We start from the raw sequence: 23166 nt of genomic DNA, 5'->3' as shown, positions 1-23166 counted from the left end.
GTTAAAGTGAAATGTGGTTGTAGGATTATTTTTGTTTTATTCGAAGCTAGGGATTCAAAGATTAAATGATTGAGGAGGGTCCAAATGGATAACAAGGTGTATTTACCGTGGAAGCTTATAGGGGATTTTATGGTCCAAGCCTTTGAAAAGGTCGGGGTTCCCAGGGAGGATGCAAGGATCTGTGCAGAAATCCTCATGGAGAGCGACAGACGGGGGATTGAAAGCCATGGTGTCAATCGCTTTAAGCCCATATACATGGACAGGATAAACCAGGGGATCCTGAACCCGGTGACTGAAATGGAGATAGTAAGGGAGACCCCTACAACTGCCGTGGTGGACGGACACAACGGCATGGGCATGGTTGTCTCCTACAGGTCCATGAAGCTGGCAATTGAAAAGGCCAAAAAATATGGAATGGGGATGGTGGCCGTAAGGAACTCCACCCATTACGGGATTGCCGGCTACTATGTGACCATGGCAACAGAGGAGGATATGATCGGTATCACTGGAACAAATGCAAGGCCATCCATTGCACCGACCTTTGGTGTTGAGAATATGCTTGGCACAAATCCCCTGACCTTTGGATTGCCAACTGATGAGAACTTCCCATTTGTCTTGGATTGTGCAACCAGCATAACCCAAAGGGGAAGGATAGAATACTATGCTAGAATGGGCAAGGACACTCCTGCAGGTATGGTAGTTGGAAGCGACGGCTCGGCAATGACAGACAGTGAAAGGATTCTAAAGGACCTGCTTACAGGTGAGGCAGCCTTTGCACCTCTTGGAGGCATAGGAGAGGAGATGGGAGGACACAAGGGCTACGGCTATGCAACTGTTGTTGAAATCCTGTCAGCTGCACTTCAGGCCGGGAGCTATCTGAGGATGCTTTCAGGAATAGGTGAAGGGGGAGAGAAGATACCCTATCCCCTTGGACATTTCTTCATAGCCATAGACACTGAGGCCTTTATGGGTGCGGACAGCTTCAGACGCACAGCAGGAAACATACTTAGGGAATTGAGAAGCTCGAAGGTTGCTCCTGGAGAGGAGAGGATATTCACAGCAGGTGAGAAGGAGTATCTGGTCAAGCAGGAGAGGGACCTGAAGGGGGTTCCTGTGAATGAAGGTGTACAGAAGGATCTCATTGAGGTTAGGGATGGTTTGGGCCTGGACTTCAGGTTTCCATTTGAGGAGGATTAGAGGCTCCGGTCATAGGGTAGGTAATGACTATACCATTGAAATGAGGTGATGAGGATGCCGACCATGAATGAGGGATATGTGAAGACAGTAAGGGGTAGCGTCGTGGAGGCTGTTTTTGAGAACAGGCTTCCAGAGATAAACAACAAGGTCGTGGCAGGGGAGGACAAGGAGATGATTTTTGAGGTCAGCTCCCATGTTGACTCGACAACTGTCAAGCTTATTGCCCTGACATTCACGGCGGGGCTTGCCAGGAATGACCCCATATGGGACACGGGAGACCACCTGATGATCCCTGTGGGAAAACAGACACTTGGGAATTTGTATGATGTGTTTGGGAACAATCTTGTGGATCCGGAAAAAAGAGAGGATGACACTCTTAGGTCCATTCACCAGGATCCTGTGTCATTTTCACAGAGAAGCTCCTCAGATGAGATATTCCTAACAGGGATAAAGGCAATAGATGTTCTGGCACCATTGCCAAAAGGTGAGAAGGCAGGGCTTTTTGGTGGTGCAGGAGTGGGAAAGTCGGTACTTATAACTGAGCTTATCAACAACACTGCCAAGAAGAGCAAGGGCTACAGCGTATTCTGTGGAATCGGGGAAAGATCCAGAGAGGCTGAGGAGTTATACAGGGAAATGAGGGAAACGGGGGTAATTGAGAATGCAATCCTCATATTTGCCCAGATGAACGAACCACCTGGAGCCAGGTTTCGGGTGGGTCATGCTGCGCTGACAATGTCAGAGTACCTGAGGGATGTTGAAAAGAGGGATGTTCTGCTGCTGATTGACAATATTTTCAGGTTTATCCAGGCGGGGTCCGAGGTTTCCGGCCTCATGGGCAAGATGCCCTCAAGGGTCGGGTATCAGCCGACGCTTTCCAGTGAGCTTTCAGAGCTTCAGGAAAGAATTTCAAGCACAAAGACGAATTCAATAACCTCCATCCAGGCTGTGTACGTACCTGCAGACGACTTTACAGACCCATCCGCCACCCACATATTTTCCCACCTTTCAGCCTCCATAATCCTTTCAAGGAAAAAGGCCAGCGAGGGCCTGTATCCTGCCATTGACCCTCTCAATACCACATCGAAGATGCTGAACAAGAGGATTGTAGGGGAGAGGCACTACAATATAGCCCAGGAAATAAAAAGGAACCTGGCAATCTATGACGAGCTCAAGGATGTAATTGCAATGCTTGGAATAGAGGAGCTCTCAAAGGAGAACAGGGATACTGTTCTAAGGGCCAGGAAGCTGCAGAGATTTCTGACACAGCCTTTCTTCACCACTGAACAGTTTACAGGAATGGAAGGAAGGTTTGTGGAGCTTGAGGATTCTCTGGATGGATTTGAGAGGATACTAAATGATGAATTTGAGGATTATAGGGAGAGTGACCTGTATATGATAGGAAATGTGGATGAGGCCAATGAACGTAGAAATAATAATACCTAACAAGACCATTGTTCAGAAGGAAATAGATAGCCTGACGGCACCGGGGACCGAGGGGAATTTTCAGATACTGCCCAGACACATCGATTTTGTGTCTTCCCTGAAGGCGGGAATACTCACCCTTCTTGTTGGTGAATCTGAGGAGTACTACGCAATAAATTATGGAATTCTTGTGAAGAAGGGGCAAAAGGTTTATGTGGTATGCCAGCAGGTCATAAGGGGAGAATCCCTGGAGAAGCTTAACCAGGCAGTCCAGGAGAAGTTCAGCGTACAGAGCGAAAGAGAAAAAGTCACCAATGAGATATTGTCCAGAATGGAAATCGCAACGCTGAAGAGAATCTCTGAAATGGAGTGATAGCTTTGGATAAGAAGAAACCTAGCCCTGAAGAGGAGCTTGCAAACAAGATATCGGATGATGTAAAGCACAGGCTAAGGTCCCAAAAGGAAGGGAAGGAGATCATGTTTGGCATGGGCGTTTTCGGAATAATCGGCTGGTCAGTAACCGTACCAACCCTCCTTGGGGTTGCCTTGGGCTTGTATCTTGACAAAAGATTCCAGGTGAATTTCTCCTGGACCCTTACCCTTATGTTCGCAGGGCTGATTATTGGGTGCTATAATGCATGGCGCTGGATCAACGAAAAAAGCAATAAAAGGAAGTGAAACTATGGTTATAGCATTTATAACAGGAATTTTGCTTGGATTTGTCTTCTTTGGAGGGCTGTACTTCAGCGTCAAACGAATGGCGGATATGAAGCATCCAGCGGTATTTATGCTGGCAAGCCTGATTGTCAGGATGGCAATCCTATTGGTGGGTTTGTACCTCATCCGAGGAGACAGCTTCTACAATATTCCCCTTGCACTATTGGGGATAATATTGGCCAGGACCTATTTGACCTGGAGGGTGAAAAGGAAGGAAAGTTAGGCTATATGAAAAGGAAAAGGAGAGAAATATGTCCATTGATCCTAGTAGCATAGTATATTTTGAGTGGGGCTTTGTCAGGATTACTGCCACCCTGGTGTTTACATGGGTGACAATGCTGATTTTGACAGTGGCAGGCTTGCTGCTGACCAGGAATCTTACCGATGAAAACAACATGTCCAAGAGTCAGTCCATCCTTGAAGCCACCCTTATAACCATGAAGAACCAGATAAAGAGCGTTAGCCAGCAGGACCCGGGGAAGTATCTGCCATTTATAAGCACGCTTTTCATATTTATCATGACGACCACGATCCTGTCCATTATACCGGGCTTCCATGCTCCAACGGGCTCTTTAAACACTACAATAGCCCTGTCTCTTTATGTGTTCTTTGCAGTTCCCTTTTTTGGGATACAGAGCCTGGGAATAAAGAACTACCTTAAGGAATATGCAAAGCCATCCATTGTAATGCTGCCATTCAACATCATAAGCGAGTTTTCAAGAATCGTTTCTCTGGCAGTCAGATTGTACGGCAATGTTATGAGCACTAGCGTCATCGTGATTATTCTCTTAGGTGTGGTACCCTTTTTCTTTCCAGTGGTAATACAGTTGTTCGGGATATTAACTGGAGCTATTCAAGCCTATATTTTTGCCATACTGGCAACAGTCTATATAGCTTCAGCTACAAGTGAAAATTAAGGGGGATGAGTTATGGATTCAATTACGGTTATAGGAATGACATCCATTGTGATGGCAGGACTAACAATAGCAATCGGGTCAATTGCACCGGCCATCGGGGAAGGAAATGCGGTTGCACAGGCATTGAGGTCGATTGCCCAGCAGCCTGATGAGGCCAATACAATCTCCAGAACGCTTTTTGTAGGACTGGCAATGATAGAGTCAACGGCTATTTACTGCTTTGTAATATCCATGATTCTTCTTTTCGCCAATCCGTTCTGGAACGCGATTATGGGGTGATATCATGCAAATAGAATGGTTTGAAATTTTAGCCCAAGTATTCAACTTCTTTATTCTTCTGCTGATTCTGAGGAAGATTTTCTACAAGCCCGTCAACCAGGTAATGGAAAGCAGGCAACAGAAGATAGACCAGCTGCTGGGGGAAGCGGAAGAAAAAATGGCAAATGCCAACAGCCTTATGGATGAATACCAGGCAAAGCTGGCCAGGCTGGAGTCTGAAGAGGAGGCTACAATAAGGGAGGCCAGGAAAAAGGCTGAGGACATGAAGGAAGACCTTCTTGAAAAGTACAAGAAGGAAGCCGACAGAAGAAGAGAGGAATTTTTAAGGGAGATCGAGGATGACAAAAACAGGCTGTCAAGGGAGATTCAGACCAGCCTTGGACAGAATTCCGTAAAGATTGCAAGGCAGATACTGTCCTATATAACCGACCAGGACCTGGAGGAAGAGTATTTTGAGTCCTTTCTCAACAAGATTGACAAGCTGGAGGAGGCCGCCTCTGATTTTGAGATTTCCTTCCAGGAGGAAAAGTTCGAATTTGTAAGTGCTGATGAGATCTCTAAGGAAAAGAAGGCCACCTTGGAAGCAGCCTTAAAGGAAAAGTTCAAGAATTTCAAGGAGCTTCGATACTCAGTGGATGAGGATTTGGTTATGGGCTATGAATTAAGGCTTGAGTCCTATGTGTTGAACAGCAGTCTCAAAAAATATCTTGAACAGACTGAAATAAACATCCTGAAGACCATTGAGGCAAAGAATTAGCAAAGGGGCAATTCGCAATGATAAAAGAACAATTAACCAGATTCGGTGAATTTGTTGATATTGCTTTGGAAGATAACCTTGACAAGTATGAGGTGGAGGAGATGGGTGAAGTAGTCTCCTTGGACCGGGGAATTGCAATTGTAAAGGGACTGAGAAAGGTCAAGTACCAGGAGCTGATACAATTTCCCAAGGGAACAAAGGGAATGGCCTTTAACCTGGATACTGACAATGTAGGGGTCATACTTTTGGGAAACTACAATCACATAAGATCAGGGGATACCGTGAAGAGGACCTACAATGTGGCAGAGATTCCAGTGGGCCATGAGTTTATTGGAAGGGCCATAAATCCCTTGGGAGATGCCCTGGATGATCTTGGAGCCATATCTTCATCTGAAAGGCTGCCCATAGAAAGGGAGGCACCATCCATATTGGACAGGGACCCGGTCAACAGCCCCCTGCAGACGGGACTGAAGGTGGTGGATTCAATCGTGCCCATCGGGAAAGGGCAAAGGGAGTTGATTGTTGGGGACAGACAGACCGGCAAGACTGCAATAGCCATTGATACCATAATCAACCAAAGGGATAAGGATGTTATTTGCATATACTGTGCAATCGGACAACAGGCATCGACCATTTCAAAGCTGGTGGAGTCCCTCAGGGATAACCAGGCCATGAGCCACACCATTGTAATAGTGGCACAGGCTGATGATCCGCCAGGTCTAGCATATATTGCACCCTATGCTGCAACTGCCATGGGGGAGTACTTTATGGAAAAAGGCGAGGATGTTTTGGTTGTATATGACGATCTGACAAAGCATGCCAGGGCCTACAGGGAGCTGTCACTCCTTTTGGAGCGACCACCGGGAAGAGAAGCCTACCCGGGGGATATATTCTATATTCACTCCAGGCTTCTTGAGCGCTCAACCCATCTGACCAAGGACCTTGGGGATGGCAGTCTCACAGCCTTGCCCATCATTGAGACCCAGGCGGAGAATATTTCTGCATATATCCCAACCAATCTTATCTCAATCACGGATGGGCAGATTTTTGTATCATCTAAAATATTCAACAAGGGTAACATACCTGCACTGAACATTGGAGATTCACTGTCCAGAGTAGGTGGGAAAACCCAGCTTCCGGTATACAGAAGCATAACCAATGACCTTAAGCTTTCATTCTCGCAATTTGAGGAGCTTGAGATTTTTGCAAGCTTCGGCACAAAGCTGGATGATGAGACAAAGAAGATACTTGCAAGAGGTGAAAGGATAAGGGCGGTGTTCAATCAACCTCAATTCTCTCCTGTGGATGTGGTAGAGCAGATTGGAATATTCCTGGCCTTGACAGAGGGGCTGTTTGATCAGGTACCTCTTGAGAGAATCAAGGATGCGGAAACGCTTGTCAGGGATGTCGTTGGAGAATTTGATGATTTCAGGAGCCATATTGAGTCAACAGATAGGATTGGCGAGGAGATAAAGTCAGAATTCAAGGAGAGGGTTTCCCAGCGAATTGAAGAGGAGTTGATCAGTGATGCAAACTCTGCAGAATCTTCGGAGGAGCATTGATTCAGCGGAAAGTCTGAAGTCCATAGTCAAGACCATGAAGGCCCATGCGTCCATGAACATTCATCAGTTCCAGAATGCTGCAGAAGCCTCCGGAAACTACCGAGAGGTTCTGGATATGGCTATCCATGTGGTTTTATCCCAAGAGGATGAAGGGCCACCAGAAAGCATCAGGACCCAGGAGGGGTCAGCTCTTCACATAGTCTTTGGGTCTGACCATGGACTTGCGGGACGCTTTAATGAAAATATCACAAACTACACCAAATCAAGGGTCCAACCAGACAGGAGGAACATCATCATTGCAGTAGGCCAGCAGATTTTCAAAAGACTGGAGCCTGAATATGATATCTACAGCCTCTTGCCTGTACCCCAGACCAATGACGGAATAACATCGGTTGTTCAGAAGCTGCTGCTGGAAATAGAGGATTTGAGAAACAAGGAAGATATCGGCAGCATTGTGCTGCACTATTGCAAGCCTGAGGCCCACTCCAGCTATAGTGAAAGGAGTACGGTCCTCTTTCCGGTTGACTTCAGAAAATTTCTAAGTGAGGAAATGAAGTGGGAATCCAGGAGCATCCCAACCTTTACAATGGATAGGGACCTCTTGATTTCAGATATAATAAGACAGTATTTTTTTGTTACATTATTCAGAAGCTTTTGCTACTCCCTGGTTTCAGAGAATATAAGCAGGATAGAGTCAATGACCTCAGCGGAGAAGAATATTGATGAAAAGCTTGAACAGCTGCATTTTTCATACAGCACCCAAAGACAGAATGGAATAACCGAGGAGCTTAATGACGTTGTTTCAGGCTACAAGGCCATCAGGAAGTCAAATAGTTAGAGACAAGCACACATAAGGCACTCCTTTACTTTGTTAAATTAAAGTTAGGGGTGTTTCTATTTGCATTAAATACAGGGTATATATATTAAAAGAGAATTAATGGGATGTTTTTTTAATGGGTTATGGAAGGGGTGAAAATGATGAGAAGTTTACTTAATGGAAATTATGGGAAGGTAACTGTTATATTAGTTGTGCTCCTTATGCTGTTATCCATGGGAACGGGACAGGTACAAAGCGCAGAGCCGGTTGAAAAGGTTGATGTGCTTGTGGGTTTCAATGACATGTCGGCACGGGAGCAGAACAAGGGAATTGTTAGAGCCTTGGGTGGGGAGATCTATGCCGAGTTCAGCATAGTAGATGTGATTGCCGCTCGAATGACACCTCAGCAGGCGGCAGCACTTGCCAAGAATCCTAGGGTCAGCTATGTTGAGCCGGATTCTGAGGTTCATGCCCTGGTACAAGATGTTCCCTGGGGTATTGACAGGGTATTTGGAGATGAAACCTATTCATTTGGTACTTGGACTACCAGCAGAGGCGCAGACGTCGGAGTAGCGGTTCTTGACACAGGAATTGATGTTGACCATGAAGATTTGGAGGTAGTAGGTGGAAAGAGATTTTACCTAAGGGGATTGACCTTAAGGAGTGACGATCAATACAATGACGTCAATGGACACGGTACCCATGTCGCAGGTACCATAGCGGCACTGGACAACGGAATTGGAGTGGTTGGAGTCGCACCATCAGCAAATCTTTATGCAGTAAAGGTTTTGGGGGATAACGGCAGTGGATCGATTTCAGCAATAGTGGCAGGCATTGAATGGGTTTATAATCGGAGCGATATTTCAATCATAAATATGAGTCTTGGCAGCAGCACCTATTCAGCCACCTTTGAAAATGCCTGCAACAGTGCCTACAACAAAGGAATACTGATAGTGTCATCCGCCGGAAACTCCGGGACTGTAGAGGGGACTGAGGATACTGTAGGCTATCCTGCAAAGTATGCTTCAGTAATTGCAGTAGCAGCTTCAGACGGCAGTGACGAACGTGCATATTTTTCAAGCACCGGACCTGATGTTGAATTGATTGCACCAGGAGTGAACATTAAAAGCACAGTTCCTGACGGCAAATATGAGGAAGGCTGGAGCGGAACCTCCATGGCTTCCCCACATGTGGCAGGAGCGGCTGCCTTGGTTTGGGCAAGTGATCCCTCTTTTACAAATGCAGATGTCAGAAGGATTCTCACTGAAACAGCTTATGGTTTGGGCTTGCCACCAGAACATCAAGGATTTGGACTTGTGCGGGCAGATCTTGCGGTAGGTGATAATGGATCTGTTACTCCTGATACCTATACCCTGACCATCACTTCCAGTGGGGGAGGGACAACTGTCCCAACAGCAGGTTCATATGAATACAATTCAGGTGAGGAAGTTACTCTTACTGCGACACCTGAAGAAGGCAATAAATTTGACAGGTGGGAAATTGATGGAACAATTGTAAAAGAATCTGTTACAACTGTAACCATGGATAAGGACATTACAGCGGATGCCTACTTCACACCAATTCCGGGTGAGCCAGGTGCTGAGCCAAGCCTAGCCGTAGATACTGATAAGCCGGAGTACTCCGGGAATACCTGGGTCTATATCACAGCTGAAGTTAAGGATCCAACCAACCCATTGCCTGGGGAAACAGTAAATGTAGTGGTTACTCCACCATCGGGAAGTGCAACTTCCTACACTGGTGTTACTGATTCAACAGGAAGCGTGGTGTTCAAATACAGATTGCTTAAGACATCAGCAAAAGGAACATATTATGTTGATGCATCAATCAGGAATGGCAGTATAGGTGATAATACAGAGTTTAAAGTCAAGTAGTCTTTGGAGATTTTAGGAGCTATGGTTTTCACATCTAAGGCAACAGAAAAGCAACCACAAGCAGGTTAGGCCTAGCTTGTGGTTTCCTTGTTAAAGGAACTGATAAGCACTCATAAATTAATCTGGTCTGACAAATTTTTGCTTGACATTGAAGGCCAGTTTGATATAATTAGCAACAATTATTAATACTTTAAGTCGATGAGTTGGAGAGTACTACTAAGTTACTTGATATAGCGAGTTGGGGACGGTGGAAGCCCGATGTTCAAGCCTGGTGGGAAGAGGACCAATGAGATTTCCTTTGAAATAGCAGTAGGAGGAACGTTAGCCAGCGATAAGGCTTTGAGTGGACATAGTTTATGTCAATTTGAGTGGTACCACGGCAATCCCGTCTCTTAGTTTTAGAGAACGGGATTTTTTTATACAAATTTTTTGAAAAAAGGAGTGATGTAAGTGAAGCTATGGGGAGGACGTTTTGAGAATCAAACTGAAAAGGCGGCATTTGATTTCCAATCCTCAATTCACGTTGATAGGCGGTTATATAGAGAGGATATACTTGGAAGCATTGCCCACGCCAAGACCTTGAACAGGTGTGGGGTCCTGACTGATGAGGAGACTGTAAGGGTTGAAGCGACCCTAAATGAAATACTCCAGGACATTGATGGTGGAAAGCTCCAGATAGGGTTTGAGCACGAGGATATCCATACATTTATCGAAGCCACACTGACTGACAGAATCGGTGAACTTGGCAAGAAGATCCACACGGGAAGAAGCAGGAACGACCAGGTTGCAACAGACTTCAGGATGTATCTGGGCAAGGAGGTTGACCTTCTGGTGGAACTTTTAAAAGGCCTGGAGGAGTCACTGCTTTCAATCGCTGAGGACAATCTGGACACCATACTTTCTGGATATACCCACATGCAGAAGGCACAGCCCCTGACCCTAGGACATCATCTGATGGCATACTTTGAAATGTTCAGGCGTGACATTGAAAGGCTCCTTGATGCAAAGAAGAGGATCATGATAATGCCCCTGGGCTCAGGAGCATTGGCCGGAACAACCTTTGACCTGGACAGGGAGTACACCTGCCAGCTACTTGGTTTCAACGACATCACCTACAACAGCCTGGATGGAGTCAGCGACAGGGACTTTGCAATAGAGCTGACCTCGGATCTGTCAATTGTAATGATGCACCTTAGCAGGTTCTGCGAGGAGATCATACTTTGGGCAACCGGAGAGTTTGCATATGTTGAGGTGGATGACGGGTTCAGCACAGGCAGCAGCATAATGCCACAGAAGAAAAACCCTGATGTGGCGGAGCTCATAAGAGGAAAGACCGGCAGGGTATATGGTTCAAACATGACACTCCTGACCGTGATGAAATCACTGCCACTGGCATATAACAAGGACATGCAGGAGGACAAGGAAGCCGTGTTTGATGCAATTGACACTGTGAAGGCATGTGTAGACATGTTTACCGGCATGATAAAGACCATAAGGTTCAACAGGGACAGGATGTATGAGGCCTCAGAGGATGGCTACACAAATGCCACAGACCTTGCGGATTATCTGGTAAGGAAGGGGGTTCCATTCAGGGAGACCCATGAAATATCAGGGCAGATCGTTCAGTTCGCTTTGAAGGGGAACAGGAAGCTGTCGGAGGTTTCACTTGAAGAATTCAAGGGCTTCAGCCATCTGATAGAGGAAGACATATACAGTGAAATATCCGTTGAGACATGTGTGAACAAGAGAAACCTGATCGGTGGACCTGCCAGGGAGGCAGTGCTTAGGTCCATTGAACGAGGTAGGGAATTCTTAAATAAAGAGATTGGAGTGTAGGAATATGAAAAAAGTTGTATTGGCCTTTTCAGGAGGACTGGACACATCCTTCTGTGTCCTGTATCTGAAAGACCAGGGCTATGATGTAATAACAGCGGTGGTAAACACCGGAGGTTTCAGTGAGGACAAGCTAAAGGAAATTGAAGAGAAGTCAAAGAAGCTGGGAAGCATAAAGCATTACACTGTGGATGCCACAGAGGTCATATACGAGAACATCATCCAGTATCTAATAAAGCTCAATGGACTGTATGAAGACGAGTATCCATTGATGTGTGCAGACAGATACATCATTGCAGAGGAAATTCTAAAAATTGCAGAGGCTGAAGGGACAGACACCGTTGCCCACGGATCAACAGCGGTGGGAAATGACCAGGTAAGATTTGAGGCTTCCCTGATCACACTTAATCCGGAAGGGAATATAATCGCACCAATAAAGGAGCTTAACATCACAAGGGCCAAAGAGATTGAGTATCTTGAAGAAAAAGGCTTCCAGGTTGACAAGGAGCTGAAGAAGTACTCCATAAATGAGAACATATTCGGAATAACCGTTTCAGGAACCGAGATCGACCAGAACAAGGAGCCGGACAGCTTTGCATACACCCTGACAAAGAGGGACCCTTCCAAGACGGAAGAGTACCTGGAGCTGGAGTTTGAAAAGGGACTTCCAACCAAGCTCAATGGTAAGGACGTTCAGGGCGTTGAGCTAATATCAAAGCTTAATGCCATTCTGGGAGCATACGGCTACGGCAGCAACATCTATGTTGGAGACTGCATAATCGGTATTAAGGGAAGAATCATGTTTGAATCCCCCGCACTCTTGGCCCTGATCGAGGCCCATAAGAAGCTGGAGCAGATTGTTCTCACCAAGAGACAGATACTGTTTGGCAAGGAGGCTTCAAAAGAGTGGTCAGACCTAGTGTATGGCGGACTCTACTACGAGCCTCTGGTCAAGAACATAGAGGCATATGCGGATTCCGTTCAGGAAAGGGTCAGTGGAACCGTCAAGCTTAAGGTTCAGCCAAACAGCGTTCAGGTTGTGGAGCTGAGCTCGCCCAATTCTATGGTCAATGCAAATATCGCCATGTATGCACAGGAATCCAAATGGAGCGGGACTGAAGCAAATGGATTCATCAAGCTGTATTCAATGCAGCAGAGACTTGCAAATATAGAATAGGAGGAATAAATAATGAATGAACTATTGAAAAAATATGAGGACTTGAATCTAGAGGTATTTATAGTTGTAAACAGACTGCACTGGGACAAGTACAAGACACTTATGGAGGGTTTCCCCTTCAAGACCAACTTCATTGACCCTGCAACAACTGAAGGCTTCGACTTCACCTATGAGATGGTACAGCTCAATGAGAAGGCATACGGGGCGGGAATGGCTGCACCGGACTGGACCTTTGCAAACTTTGGAACAATTGGAGCAGGCCTGACTGCAGGATTCCTTATTGACGGAATACCCGTTGCCAAGCTTTGCGTGGTTGGGAATGTTTCAGACCCCAAGATAGCCCATGAGTGGACGCTTCTGGTTGATCCTGCCCATGAAGGTGAAGGACTTGGATCACTTACCTTTGCACTTGCCCTGCATCTTGTCCAGGACAAGGATTACCTGACCTTCATAATCCAGACCGACAATCCAAGCTCAAATATATACCTGAAGAACATTCATCCCCTCAATATCCTTTCATACGGATTTGTGCACACAAGAAAAAACAGTATGCTTGTAAAGACCAAGATTCCAAACAACCCCTTTGAAACCCTGTTGGGAAACACCACGGAGAAGTTTGAGCTTGATGAGTACCCAATGGCCAAGGACGAATTGGAAAGCCTGGGGGATACCTTCTGGGTTCAGCAGAACAATTCAAAGATATACAGAATGATAAATGATGAGATCAAGAACGGAAAGAAATATATAATCAAGGGCAAGTATCTGGAAAACAGCGTGTCATATTTCCTGATTTCTGAAATCACTGCAGACCAGGAAGTTTAATATGAGGAAAGTAGGGTGTCCCTATGAAATTGTTGTCTGACCTAATTGGAATAAACACATATGATGGCAATTACAGAGAAATGATTGACTATCTGGTGAAGGCGCTGAATGCTATTGAAGGCTGCCAGGTTCATATCCAGGAGATCAGCGAGAACAAGGCCAATGTGATTGGTGTTTTTGGTGAGCCAGACCTGGTGATAAACTGTCATATGGACACGGTCAAACCATCAAATGCCTGGTCTCATGACCCTCTTGACATGTATGAGAAGGAGGGGAGGGTCTACGGACTTGGAGCCTGTGACACCAAGGGAAACATCTACATGGTGCTGAAGGCCCTTGAGGAGACCCAACCCAAAAATCTCATGGTCCTGTTTTCAGTTGATGAGGAGTCTGGGATCAAGACAGGGGTGAAATATTTCCTGGAGTCTGACTTGAAAGAGGGCATACACCGGGCGGTTGTATGCGAGCCGACAGAATTGAGGCTTGTAAACAAGCACAGGGGCTATTACTCCTTTACACTGGAGGATTTTGCAGAATCAGCCCATTCATCCACAGGATCAAAGGGTGCCATCATCAAGGCTGCCCACAATATAATCAGGCTGGACGGACTGGGCTTCAACGTGGGGATAATAGAGGGGGGCACTGGAGGGAATGTTGTCTCCCAAAGGTGTACCTACAGGGCATCCTTAAGGACCTTCGAAAGGCTGGATAGTGTGGTTGAAGCCATAAAAAAAAGCAGCAGTGAGACGAAAATCACCAACAGGTTCAATGGGCCTCCCCTGATCAACGAGAAGCCACTGTTTAAGGGTGAGTTCCATGAGGTTGACTTCTGGACGGAGGGGAGCCTCTTTCAGGAGGAAGGCATAAACACAATTGTTTTTGGGGCGGGAAGCATCAAGCAAGCCCACTCGGAGGATGAGTATGTCGAAAGGGCCCAGGTGGAAAAGGGCATAGAAATAATTAAGGGACTTATCATGGCTGACCTCTAGCTTGAGCTTTAAGAAGGATGCTTTAAAAAGATCTGAAAAAATGCTCTTGTCAATTTAGCGTGGTAATGTTATAATTTAACACATCGACAAAAGTATTGGAGTTGGGGACATGTATATCAAAAAAACACAAATTGAAAAACTTCATCATCATAGACCTTGGAGTTTGTAATTATGAGCTTTTAACAGTTCATAGATGCATGCTCTTGTTAAGCTGTTCAAAAAACACGGGCAAGGATCTATGATGGAATATTGTACTTTAACCATATAGCCTGCCTATATGGTTTTTTATTTTTTTGATAGGGGGAGGATAATATGAGATTTACAAGCATAACGGAGGAGCTGGAGGTTACAAAATTCAAAAAGAGGGTTGAGCGGGAGTTTGAGGGCTACTTTGAGAAAAGGGGCTTTTCACTTATAGAGCCTAGAATATTTCAGAAGTACGACCTGTATGTCCGTTCAAACTTCAGGCAGGATTCCTCAAAGACTGTAAAGGTGCTCAGTGGAAATTCCAGGATATATATACTCAGGCCTGACATAACCACAAACGTTCTTGGAGAGATATTCTCAAAATGGGACGGTGAGCCTCCCCTTAAGGTCTACTACAACTCAAAGATCTATCTGAACAAGCCCGGGGGGAAGATCCTTGAGAACTATCAGATGGGGATTGAATCCCTGGGGGAGGATGTCCTGGCTGCCGACCAGGAGATAGTTGAAATGGCCACCAGCCTTATGGGGACCCTTGGCAAGCCTGTGATCCTGGAGCTGGGCTCAAGCAAATACCTGGATGGGATATTCAAGGAGCTGGAGCTGGATTTGGATGAGGAGTCTGAAGTCAGGGACCTGATTTCCAAGAAGAATAGGTATGGGCTTAGAATTAAGCTTAAAAGTCTGGGACTTGAGGGGACAGCTTTGGAGCATATCCTCCATCTGCAGGGGGATATGGAGGAGGTAATCCGGATGGCAAAGGCATACCCCATGAACAGGGAAATGAGTGAGGCAATTGACGAGCTGGAGAAGCTTATGGAATCCTTCAACAGAAGGTATACCACAGGTGAGATAAAGTTTGACCTTTCCATGCTACCTGATTTGGATTACTACGATGGGATCATATTCAAGGGCTACTGTCTTGGGGTACCCAACAAGATCCTAAGCGGTGGCCGGTATGACCGCTTGACGGAGGAGTTTGGGCTTAGGGTACCTGCAATCGGCTTTATGATTGATTTGGACCTTGTTACCAGCATCAGGATTGAGGAGGGGAGATAATGGACAATATTACCATAGCCATAGCCAAGGGAAGGCTTGGTGAAAAGGGTCTTGAGCTGTTCAAGGGCACGGACATGGAGATCGTAAGGGAGAAAAATTCCAGGAAGCTAGTATTTAAGGACATCAGCGGCAAGACAACCTTTATCTTCGTCAAGCCCTCCGATGTGGTCACCTATGTTGAGAAGGGAGTGGCGGATCTTGGAATTGTAGGCAAGGATGTCATCCTTGAGGAGAACAAGGACGTTTACGAGATAATGGACCTTGATTACGGAAAATGCAGATTTGCAATTGCCGGCTTCAAGGACAGGCTTTCCGACAAGAAGAATGATGTACTGAGGATTGCATCCAAGTATCCCCAGTATGTTCAATCGGTTTTCGAGAACCGGGACCAGAGAATTGAGATCATCAAGCTTAACGGGTCTGTGGAGCTGGCACCCCTGATAGGCCTCAGCGATGTAATAGTGGATATAGTGGAGACGGGCAATACCTTAAGGGATAACGGGCTGGAGATCCTGGAGGACCTGGATCACATAAGCGCAAGGCTGATTGTAAACAAGGTAAGCTACAGGTTCAAGTACGGGATAATACAGGAAATAGAGAGGATATTGGGAGGTGAGTAGATGATTCAGAGGATTAATGGGATAGATGGTATGGAAGAGCTTGAGAAGATACTGAATCGGACCCAGATGGATTCTCCTGAGGTTCTTCAGAGGGTTGACCAGATACTTGATGATGTAAGGCTTAGGGGTGATAGTGCCCTCTTGGAATACACGAAAATGTATGATGGACACGAATTGGAGAATCTCAGGGTCACCAGGGAGGAAATTGAGGAGGCAAGGGAGAATATTGATCCCGGCTTGAGGAAGGCAATGGAAAATGCCATAGAAAACATAACCAGGTTCCACAAAAATCAGGTTGACCAGGGCTTCATTGTCCAGGAGGATGATATCCTTCTTGGACAATTGGTCAACCCGATCGAAAGGGTTGGAATATATGTCCCTGGTGGAACTGCATCCTACCCGTCAACTGTAATGATGAATGTTATTCCGGCAAACCTGGCAGGGGTCAGGGAGATTGTGATCGCCACACCGGCTGGCAAGGACGGTAGGATCAGGGACTCGGTCCTGGTGGCCGCAGACCTTTTGGGTGTTACGGATATATTCAAGATGGGAGGAGCCCAGGCGGTAGGTGCACTTTGCTATGGGACTGAAACCATAAGGAAGGTTGACAAGATTGTGGGCCCTGGAAACATCTATGTTGCAATGGCAAAGCGAAAGGTGTCCGGAATGGTTGGAATAGATATGATAGCAGGCCCAAGTGAGGTGGTGGTCCTTGCCGGTGAAGGGGCAAACCCCAGATATATAGCTGCCGACCTCATAGCCCAGGCAGAGCATGACCAAAGGGCTGCAAGCATTGTGGTGACTGACTCAGACTCCCTTGCAGGGAGGATTGAACAGGAGCTTTCAAGACAGCTTATGGAGCTTGCGAGATGGGAGATAGCGGAAAAGGCCCTTGCCGACTACGGTGCATTGATAGTCGTGGATAGCATGGAGGAGGGCTTCCATATTGTAAACAGGCTGGCTCCCGAGCATCTGGAGCTCCTGACGGAGAATCCCCTTGAGGACTACAAGAGAATCAGGAATGCTGGAGCCATATTCCTTGGGGAATACACACCTGAACCGGTGGGTGACTACTATGCAGGACCAAATCACACCCTGCCAACCTCAAGGACGGCGAGATTCTCATCAGCCCTTGGGGTGGAGGACTTCTGCAAGAAGACCTCTCTTATATATTACTCAAAAGAGGCTCTGGAAAAAGCCTCAGGTGACATCATGACCCTGGCAAGGGACGAGGCCCTGACCGGCCATGCAAATTCAATAAGGGTGAGAATGGAGGACTGACATGTACAAGTATCTTAGGGAAGAGATCAAAAATCTCAAGGCATATGACGTGAAGGAAATGGAATACAGGATAAAGCTTGATGCCAACGAGGGAGTGGAATGGATGGAGGGCTTGAACCGCTATCCGGTGGACAGGAGTGACAGGCTGCGGGACCTGCTCTCGGAAAGGCTCAACAAGGAGCCTGACGAGCTGTTGATTGGAAATGGATCAAGCGAGCTCATCGAGCTTGTGATGAAGGCATACCTTGATGCAGGGGAGACAGTGGTCAGCATCTCTCCAACCTTCAGCATGTACAGGATCTTTACCATTATCCACAAGGGTCGCTATGAGGAATATCCCCTGGAGGGAATGGAAAGGCTTAATGTGGATGGATTCATTGAGTTTGCAAGAAAAGAGAAGGCAAAGCTTGTAATAATTAGTAACCCCAACAATCCCACGGGAACCCTCTTCGCCAGGGAGGACATCCGGAGGATAGTCGATTCCGTGGATGCCATGGTGGTCCTTGATGAGGCATACATTGAATTCTCAGACTGTCCCCTGGTGGATGACACCAGGGATAAGCTTAACCTGGTGGTCCTAAGGACCTTCTCAAAGGCCATGGCCCTGGCGGGAATAAGGCTAGGCTACATGATAGGGAACAGGGAGATCATAGACTACATCAACCGGGTCAGGTCACCCTACAATGTGAACGTCCTTTCACAGGAGATTGGGGCAAGGGCATTGCTTGAGGATAAGGTAACACAGGGTAATCTCCAGATGATTAAGTCCGAACGTGAAAGGATGAAGGTGGAGCTTGAGAAAAAGGGCTTCAAGCCTCTTGAGTCACATACCAACTTCCTATTATTCCCGGCAAAGGATGGGCTTGATGAATCCCTTTCCAAAAAGGGGATTATGATACGGGGCTTTGGAGGAGACCTTCAGGGCTACTACAGGATCACCATAGGAACACCGGAGGAAAACGACGCAGTACTCAAAGCCATCCAGGAGGTGTAAAATGAGAGAAGCTAATGTAAGGAGAAGTACACTAGAGACCAGGATCCAACTGAGCCTGAGGCTTGAAGGGTCTGGGGAAATAAATATTGATACTGGGATTGGATTTTTTGACCACATGCTAAAGGCAATGGCATTCTACGCTGGCTTTGACCTGGAGCTTCAGTGTCAAGGGGACCTCCATGTTGATGGTCACCACACCGTTGAGGATGTGGGGCTTTCCCTGGGGGCAGCACTAAAGGAGGCACTGGGTGAGAAAAAGGGGATACAGAGGTTCTCATCCACAATCACCCCCATGGATGAAAGCCTTGCCCTGGTGGCCATTGACATCTCAAACCGTCCCTTTCTTGTTGATAACCTGAAATTCAACAGTGACAGGCTGGGGGATATGAGCACGGAGGACTTCAGGGAATTCTTGAGGGCATTTGCATTTTCAGCCGGCATAACCCTTCACATTGACTTAATGAGAGGCGAGAATGACCACCACAGGATAGAGGCAGTATTCAAGGGTCTGGGCAGAGCCTTGAAGGATGCTGTCCTAATAGTGGGAAGTGAAGTTAAGAGTACAAAGGGGGTTTTGTAATGATTGTGATTCTGGATTATGGATTGGGAAATCTCAGAAGCCTTCAGACAGCCTTGGAAAAGCAGGGTATCATGACCAGGATAAGCAGCGATCCACAGGAGATAGCTTCCGCATCCGCCATATTTCTTCCTGGAGTGGGGGCCTTCAGGGATGCCTCCAACGCCCTCTGGGATAGCGGTCTGGCGGATTTGCTGATCAAAAAGAGTCAGGAGGGCACATATGTAATAGGCATCTGTCTTGGGATGCAGCTCATGTATGACAGGAGCTTTGAAAATGGAGAATACAAGGGCCTGGGACTTATTCCCGGAGAAATCGTCAAGCTGGAGCAGATGCCAAAGGTCCCACACATGGGCTGGAACAACCTTACGGTGGAGAAGGAGGATCCCTTGACAAAATATACCTCCACGGGAGATTTTGTCTACTTTGTCCACTCATACTATGCCAGGTCAAATGGTGAGGAGATCCTTGCCTACGCAGAATACGGGGAAAAGATTCCGGCAATAGTGAGAAGGGGAAATGTAATCGGCTTTCAGTTCCACCCGGAAAAGAGTTCAGATGTTGGGGCCAGACTGTTCAAGGCTTTGGGGGAGATCATACTATGATAATATATCCTGCAATAGATATGAAGGACATGGCATGTGTAAGACTTACCCAGGGCTCCTATGACAGGGTTACAAAGTACGGTGAGGATCCGGTGAAGGTTGCCTTGGAATGGGAGGCAAAAGGAGCTCAGGTGCTGCATCTTGTGGACCTGGACGGAGCAAGGAACGGAAAGAGGATAAACCAGCCTGTGGTTGAGAGGATCCTTAAGAATGTCTCGATCCCAGTCCAGCTTGGTGGCGGGATCAGGGATACTGTAGGTGTAAGGACCTTTCTGGACCTTGGGGTTTCACAGGTCATCATAGGGACTGCAGCCCTTAGGAACAAGACCTGGATAAGGGAGATGCTGGATGAGTATGGTGACAGGATAGTAGTTTCGATCGATGCCATAGGTGGACTTATCGCCACTGATGGCTGGGAGAATGTATCAGACACAAGGGCCCTGGACTATATCGGGGAGCTGGAGTCATATGGACTGAAGAGGATTGTATATACTGACATAGAGAGGGACGGAATGCTTGGAGGGCCCAACTTCAAAATGTATGGAGACCTTCAGCAGGCAGTGTCCCTTCAGATAATAGCATCCGGGGGGATTACAACCATGGAGGATGTTAAAAGGCTCAAGAGTATGGGTCTGAATGGGGCAATAATTGGAAAGGCCCTTTACAACGGAAATCTGGATTTGGAGGAGGTTCTTAAATGCTGACAAGAAGAGTGATACCCTGTCTCGATGTAAGGGATGGAAGAGTTGTCAAGGGAAAGAAATTTACGGACATAGTCGATGTTGAGGATCCGGAGGTCCTGGGTGAATACTATTCCAGGGCGGGAGCGGATGAGCTTGTCTTTTACGACATAACCGCAACCAATGATGCCAGAAGGATCTCCCTTGAATTCATAGAGAAGGTTGCAGCCAGGATCAACATCCCTTTCTGTGTTGGGGGTGGGGTCAACAGTGTTGAGGATTTCACCGACATCCTTAGAAGGGGTGCCGACAAGGTATCTGTCAATTCAGCCGCTGTAAGGAACCCCAGTCTTATCACCGAGGCTTCCCTGAAATTCGGAGCCCAGTGCGTTGTACTGTCCATGGATGTGAAAAAGGTTGATGACGGCAAATGGGGAGTCTTTATAAATGGCGGCAGAATAGACACCGGACTTGACGCCCTGGAGTGGGCAAGGGAGGGTGTAAGGCTTGGAGCGGGAGAGCTTGTGATAAACAGCATCGATGCGGACGGGATGAAGGAGGGCTATGACCTTGACCTTCTTAAGACAATCACATCAAATGTTGGAGTTCCAGTTATTGCATCAGGGGGAGCCGGAAGGATGGAGGATTTCTCAAGGGCGGTGCTGGAGGCTGATGTGGATGGAGTACTTGCAGCCAGCGTCTTCCACTACAAGGAGATCGAAATCAGGGAGCTTAAGGAATATATGAGGTCAAAGGGAATCGAGGTAAGGCTATGATGGATATCAAATACGACAAAGATGGATTGGTACCTGCCATTGCACAGGATATTGCAACTGGAGAGGTGCTTATGCTTGCATACATGAACAAGGAGGCTCTTGATCTGACCCTTGAAACAGGCATTGCCCATTATTATTCAAGATCCCGGCAGTGCCTCTGGAAGAAGGGGGAGACCTCGGGAAACATTCAGGAAGTCAGGGGCTTCTACTATGACTGTGATGGGGATACAATTCTCCTTAAGGTTAACCAGTCCGGGGTTGCCTGCCATACTGGAAGCTACTCCTGCTTCTTCAACCAGGTGATGGGGGCCGAAACCGGTGCGGATACAATTTCCAAGCTCTATGGAATAATTGCGGAGAGAAAAGCCAATCCAAAAGAGGGCTCCTACACGGGCTACCTTTTTGAGAAGGGTTTGGATAAGATCCTCAAGAAGATTGGAGAGGAGTCCTCTGAAGTGATAATCGGTGCAAAGAACAATAAAGAGGAGCTAATCTATGAATCCAGTGACCTGATTTACCATCTGATGGTCCTTCTTGTGGACCAGGGAGTAACCCTTGAGGACATCTATATGGAACTGAAGGGTCGAATGAAATAGGGGGTGCATCATGAGATATACAGACCACCATGTACACACCAGCTATTCGCCGGACAGCGAGGCTGACATAAGGGATTATATAGTCGGGGCCAAGAAATTGGGACTGGATTTTGTGATGTTCACGGACCATGTGGATTTTGGGACTACAGATGAAATGTTTATGGAGCATATTGATTACGGGAAATACTTCGGAAGGATGAAGCTTTTCCAGGAGGAGTGTGGGTTTCCCGTCCAGGTTGGGGTTGAAATCGGTTATGAGAAGGAAAACAAAACGGAAATAGAAGAATTCCTGGCCAGCTACCCCTTTGACTTTGTCATAGGGTCCATTCACTATGGGGATGGAAAGGACTTTTATCTGGGAGATTTTTTCACCGGGAAGGACCAAAATCAGGCATATCAAAGATACTTTGAAATCCTCCATGAGATGGTGGAGAACTTTGATGGCTTTGATGTGGTGGGACATCTTGACTATATAATAAGATATGGACCCTTCGACAAAAGGGATTACCGGTACCATGATTTCAGCCATATCATAGATTCAATACTCCAGAGGATAATAGATAAGGGTAAGGGAATTGAGCTTAACACATCCGGTCATAGAGGTCCTCTTGGCACGGCATTCCCAAAGAGGGAGGTGCTTGAGAGATACAGAGACTTGGGGGGAAGGACAATAACCATTGGATCTGATGCCCATTTCAACCAGGATTATTGTTCAGGAATTCCTGAAGCCATGGAGCACCTTAAATCCCTTGGTTTTGAGACAGTTTCATCCTTTAGGGGAAGAAGGGAGACAAGATTGACACTTGGATAGCTTAAAATACAATATAGGCTGCCTTTTCTACTTGTTTCTGGGTATATATCTAGAAACATACCCAATGATAAGCTTTTCTGAAAGGAGGAGTTGGAATGAAGGACAAGGTTGAATCCTATGTTGACCTACTGAGCATGAGGGACTCTGGAGTAAAATTGAATTTCGATGAAATCTCGGATGAACAGATGATTCATTTTTGCCTGGAGGAGGATCTGATTGATGCCGAAATAGCCTTTCTCTACAATACAAGCCCTGATTCAGTTCGTAAAAGGAGGCATCAGGCATATCTCAACCAGATACACATACTCCAGGAGAAGGTTCTCCAGGAACATTTTGTTGTAATGGAAAAAAGCGAGAAGAAAATGGACGATATAGGAATAAAGTCGGATAATGTGAGAGGGCTGATCCAGGAAATACATAAGCTTTCCAACTCTGAGCTTGACGAGCTGCTGGATTATCTGATTATAAACAACAAGAGGCTTTCATCCACAATAATAAGGCCTGGCAAGGTATAGACATATGGAATTTCAATCAATCCACCTCCTGGTTTTGGGGTGGATTTTCCAATTGGGAAATGGA

The 23166-nt window shown here is 46.6% G+C and carries 26 protein-coding genes and 1 other annotated feature; all 26 genes read left to right on the top strand.

Annotated elements, in window-relative coordinates:
* Positions 1–84: 84 nt before the first annotated feature.
* Positions 85–1197 (top strand): Ldh family oxidoreductase, encoded by a 1113-nt coding sequence (locus ACKVDP_RS02170; protein WP_409227153.1) that lies wholly within the window; start codon positions 85–87, stop codon positions 1195–1197.
* A 63-nt stretch (positions 1198–1260) separates the two neighbouring features.
* On the top strand, positions 1261–2643 hold the full coding sequence (gene atpD / locus ACKVDP_RS02165; RefSeq protein WP_458306233.1) for a F0F1 ATP synthase subunit beta: 1383 nt from the start codon (positions 1261–1263) through the stop codon (positions 2641–2643).
* Positions 2618–2995 (top strand): hypothetical protein, encoded by a 378-nt coding sequence (locus ACKVDP_RS02160; protein WP_409227151.1) that lies wholly within the window; start codon positions 2618–2620, stop codon positions 2993–2995. The genes atpD and ACKVDP_RS02160 overlap by 26 nt, the downstream gene beginning before the upstream one ends.
* A gap of 5 nt (positions 2996–3000) precedes the next feature.
* Entirely contained in the window at positions 3001–3300 is a 300-nt protein-coding gene (locus ACKVDP_RS02155; RefSeq protein ID WP_409227150.1) for an AtpZ/AtpI family protein, read from the top strand.
* Between the two features lie 4 nt (positions 3301–3304).
* Positions 3305–3562, top strand: coding sequence for an N-ATPase subunit AtpR (locus tag ACKVDP_RS02150; protein ID WP_409227149.1), 258 nt, complete (start codon positions 3305–3307; stop codon positions 3560–3562).
* A gap of 28 nt (positions 3563–3590) precedes the next feature.
* Positions 3591–4256: a F0F1 ATP synthase subunit A gene (locus ACKVDP_RS02145; RefSeq protein WP_409227148.1), complete on the top strand. Its 666-nt coding sequence runs from the start codon at positions 3591–3593 to the stop codon at positions 4254–4256.
* Between the two features lie 12 nt (positions 4257–4268).
* A complete protein-coding gene (locus ACKVDP_RS02140; protein ID WP_409227147.1) occupies positions 4269–4535 on the top strand; it encodes a F0F1 ATP synthase subunit C in 267 nt (88 codons plus the stop codon).
* A gap of 4 nt (positions 4536–4539) precedes the next feature.
* Entirely contained in the window at positions 4540–5292 is a 753-nt protein-coding gene (locus ACKVDP_RS02135; RefSeq protein ID WP_409227146.1) for a F0F1 ATP synthase subunit delta, read from the top strand.
* 17 nt (positions 5293–5309) lie between these two features.
* Positions 5310–6854 (top strand): F0F1 ATP synthase subunit alpha, encoded by a 1545-nt coding sequence (locus tag ACKVDP_RS02130; RefSeq protein WP_409227145.1) that lies wholly within the window; start codon positions 5310–5312, stop codon positions 6852–6854.
* Positions 6820–7692, top strand: coding sequence for a F0F1 ATP synthase subunit gamma (locus ACKVDP_RS02125; protein WP_409227185.1), 873 nt, complete (start codon positions 6820–6822; stop codon positions 7690–7692). The genes ACKVDP_RS02130 and ACKVDP_RS02125 overlap by 35 nt, the downstream gene beginning before the upstream one ends.
* Before the next feature lie 137 nt (positions 7693–7829).
* The gene (locus ACKVDP_RS02120; RefSeq protein WP_409227144.1) at positions 7830–9563 is read left to right on the top strand and encodes a S8 family serine peptidase; all 1734 of its coding nucleotides are present in this window, start codon (positions 7830–7832) and stop codon (positions 9561–9563) included.
* 189 nt (positions 9564–9752) lie between these two features.
* Positions 9753–9959 (top strand) — a binding site (T-box leader).
* A 54-nt stretch (positions 9960–10013) separates the two neighbouring features.
* A complete protein-coding gene (gene argH, locus ACKVDP_RS02115; RefSeq protein WP_409227143.1) occupies positions 10014–11399 on the top strand; it encodes an argininosuccinate lyase in 1386 nt (461 codons plus the stop codon).
* A 4-nt stretch (positions 11400–11403) separates the two neighbouring features.
* Complete coding sequence (locus ACKVDP_RS02110) at positions 11404–12573, top strand: argininosuccinate synthase (protein WP_409227142.1); 1170 nt, start codon at positions 11404–11406, stop codon at positions 12571–12573.
* A 12-nt stretch (positions 12574–12585) separates the two neighbouring features.
* The gene (locus ACKVDP_RS02105; RefSeq protein ID WP_409227141.1) at positions 12586–13395 is read left to right on the top strand and encodes a hypothetical protein; all 810 of its coding nucleotides are present in this window, start codon (positions 12586–12588) and stop codon (positions 13393–13395) included.
* A gap of 23 nt (positions 13396–13418) precedes the next feature.
* The gene (locus ACKVDP_RS02100; protein ID WP_409227140.1) at positions 13419–14384 is read left to right on the top strand and encodes a M20 family metallopeptidase; all 966 of its coding nucleotides are present in this window, start codon (positions 13419–13421) and stop codon (positions 14382–14384) included.
* A 312-nt stretch (positions 14385–14696) separates the two neighbouring features.
* Complete coding sequence (locus ACKVDP_RS02095; protein ID WP_409227139.1) at positions 14697–15647, top strand: ATP phosphoribosyltransferase regulatory subunit; 951 nt, start codon at positions 14697–14699, stop codon at positions 15645–15647.
* Entirely contained in the window at positions 15647–16267 is a 621-nt protein-coding gene (gene hisG, locus ACKVDP_RS02090; protein WP_409227138.1) for an ATP phosphoribosyltransferase, read from the top strand. Before ACKVDP_RS02095 ends, hisG begins: the two co-directional genes overlap by 1 nt.
* Positions 16268–17548, top strand: a complete 1281-nt coding sequence (hisD, locus tag ACKVDP_RS02085; RefSeq protein ID WP_409227137.1) for a histidinol dehydrogenase — start codon at positions 16268–16270, stop codon at positions 17546–17548.
* Between the two features lies 1 nt (position 17549).
* A complete protein-coding gene (hisC, locus tag ACKVDP_RS02080; protein ID WP_409227136.1) occupies positions 17550–18542 on the top strand; it encodes a histidinol-phosphate transaminase in 993 nt (330 codons plus the stop codon).
* Position 18543: 1 nt separating this feature from the next.
* Positions 18544–19122: an imidazoleglycerol-phosphate dehydratase HisB gene (hisB, locus tag ACKVDP_RS02075; protein WP_409227135.1), complete on the top strand. Its 579-nt coding sequence runs from the start codon at positions 18544–18546 to the stop codon at positions 19120–19122.
* Positions 19122–19724 carry an imidazole glycerol phosphate synthase subunit HisH gene (hisH, locus tag ACKVDP_RS02070; protein WP_409227134.1) on the top strand — a complete coding sequence of 201 codons (603 nt, stop codon included), beginning with the start codon at positions 19122–19124 and terminating at the stop codon, positions 19722–19724. Before hisB ends, hisH begins: the two co-directional genes overlap by 1 nt.
* Positions 19721–20428 carry a 1-(5-phosphoribosyl)-5-[(5-phosphoribosylamino)methylideneamino]imidazole-4-carboxamide isomerase gene (hisA, locus tag ACKVDP_RS02065; RefSeq protein WP_409227133.1) on the top strand — a complete coding sequence of 236 codons (708 nt, stop codon included), beginning with the start codon at positions 19721–19723 and terminating at the stop codon, positions 20426–20428. Before hisH ends, hisA begins: the two co-directional genes overlap by 4 nt.
* Positions 20422–21180, top strand: coding sequence for an imidazole glycerol phosphate synthase subunit HisF (gene hisF / locus ACKVDP_RS02060; RefSeq protein WP_409227132.1), 759 nt, complete (start codon positions 20422–20424; stop codon positions 21178–21180). The genes hisA and hisF overlap by 7 nt, the downstream gene beginning before the upstream one ends.
* A complete protein-coding gene (gene hisIE / locus ACKVDP_RS02055) occupies positions 21177–21776 on the top strand; it encodes a bifunctional phosphoribosyl-AMP cyclohydrolase/phosphoribosyl-ATP diphosphatase HisIE (protein ID WP_409227131.1) in 600 nt (199 codons plus the stop codon). Before hisF ends, hisIE begins: the two co-directional genes overlap by 4 nt.
* Positions 21777–21786: 10 nt before the next feature.
* Positions 21787–22587: a histidinol-phosphatase HisJ family protein gene (locus ACKVDP_RS02050; RefSeq protein ID WP_409227130.1), complete on the top strand. Its 801-nt coding sequence runs from the start codon at positions 21787–21789 to the stop codon at positions 22585–22587.
* Positions 22588–22682: 95 nt separating this feature from the next.
* Entirely contained in the window at positions 22683–23102 is a 420-nt protein-coding gene (locus ACKVDP_RS02045) for a hypothetical protein (protein WP_409227129.1), read from the top strand.
* Positions 23103–23166 lie beyond the last annotated feature (64 nt).

Origin of the sequence: Gudongella ferriphila (assembly GCF_046224405.1) — a bacterium.
Taxonomy (GTDB): Bacteria; Bacillota; Clostridia; order Tissierellales; family Tissierellaceae; genus Gudongella.
The sequence above is the reverse complement of the archived record's forward strand: the minus strand, read 5'-3'. Positions and strand labels throughout refer to the sequence as shown.

Bases quoted from the DNA above. Each gene is read 5' to 3' on its own strand.
- ACKVDP_RS02170 (WP_409227153.1), top strand. From the start codon at position 85: ATGGATAACAAGGTGTATTTACCGTGGAAGCTTATAGGGGATTTTATG.
- atpD (WP_458306233.1), top strand. From the start codon at position 1,261: ATGAATGAGGGATATGTGAAGACAGTAAGGGGTAGCGTCGTGGAGGCT.
- ACKVDP_RS02160 (WP_409227151.1), top strand. From the start codon at position 2,618: ATGAACGTAGAAATAATAATACCTAACAAGACCATTGTTCAGAAGGAA.
- ACKVDP_RS02150 (WP_409227149.1), top strand. From the start codon at position 3,305: ATGGTTATAGCATTTATAACAGGAATTTTGCTTGGATTTGTCTTCTTT.
- ACKVDP_RS02145 (WP_409227148.1), top strand. From the start codon at position 3,591: ATGTCCATTGATCCTAGTAGCATAGTATATTTTGAGTGGGGCTTTGTC.
- ACKVDP_RS02140 (WP_409227147.1), top strand. From the start codon at position 4,269: ATGGATTCAATTACGGTTATAGGAATGACATCCATTGTGATGGCAGGA.
- ACKVDP_RS02135 (WP_409227146.1), top strand. From the start codon at position 4,540: ATGCAAATAGAATGGTTTGAAATTTTAGCCCAAGTATTCAACTTCTTT.
- ACKVDP_RS02130 (WP_409227145.1), top strand. From the start codon at position 5,310: ATGATAAAAGAACAATTAACCAGATTCGGTGAATTTGTTGATATTGCT.
- ACKVDP_RS02125 (WP_409227185.1), top strand. From the start codon at position 6,820: ATGCAAACTCTGCAGAATCTTCGGAGGAGCATTGATTCAGCGGAAAGT.
- ACKVDP_RS02120 (WP_409227144.1), top strand. From the start codon at position 7,830: ATGATGAGAAGTTTACTTAATGGAAATTATGGGAAGGTAACTGTTATA.
- ACKVDP_RS02110 (WP_409227142.1), top strand. From the start codon at position 11,404: ATGAAAAAAGTTGTATTGGCCTTTTCAGGAGGACTGGACACATCCTTC.
- ACKVDP_RS02105 (WP_409227141.1), top strand. From the start codon at position 12,586: ATGAATGAACTATTGAAAAAATATGAGGACTTGAATCTAGAGGTATTT.
- ACKVDP_RS02100 (WP_409227140.1), top strand. From the start codon at position 13,419: ATGAAATTGTTGTCTGACCTAATTGGAATAAACACATATGATGGCAAT.
- ACKVDP_RS02095 (WP_409227139.1), top strand. From the start codon at position 14,697: ATGAGATTTACAAGCATAACGGAGGAGCTGGAGGTTACAAAATTCAAA.
- hisG (WP_409227138.1), top strand. From the start codon at position 15,647: ATGGACAATATTACCATAGCCATAGCCAAGGGAAGGCTTGGTGAAAAG.
- hisD (WP_409227137.1), top strand. From the start codon at position 16,268: ATGATTCAGAGGATTAATGGGATAGATGGTATGGAAGAGCTTGAGAAG.
- hisC (WP_409227136.1), top strand. From the start codon at position 17,550: ATGTACAAGTATCTTAGGGAAGAGATCAAAAATCTCAAGGCATATGAC.
- hisB (WP_409227135.1), top strand. From the start codon at position 18,544: ATGAGAGAAGCTAATGTAAGGAGAAGTACACTAGAGACCAGGATCCAA.
- hisH (WP_409227134.1), top strand. From the start codon at position 19,122: ATGATTGTGATTCTGGATTATGGATTGGGAAATCTCAGAAGCCTTCAG.
- hisA (WP_409227133.1), top strand. From the start codon at position 19,721: ATGATAATATATCCTGCAATAGATATGAAGGACATGGCATGTGTAAGA.
- hisF (WP_409227132.1), top strand. From the start codon at position 20,422: ATGCTGACAAGAAGAGTGATACCCTGTCTCGATGTAAGGGATGGAAGA.
- hisIE (WP_409227131.1), top strand. From the start codon at position 21,177: ATGATGGATATCAAATACGACAAAGATGGATTGGTACCTGCCATTGCA.
- ACKVDP_RS02050 (WP_409227130.1), top strand. From the start codon at position 21,787: ATGAGATATACAGACCACCATGTACACACCAGCTATTCGCCGGACAGC.
- ACKVDP_RS02045 (WP_409227129.1), top strand. From the start codon at position 22,683: ATGAAGGACAAGGTTGAATCCTATGTTGACCTACTGAGCATGAGGGAC.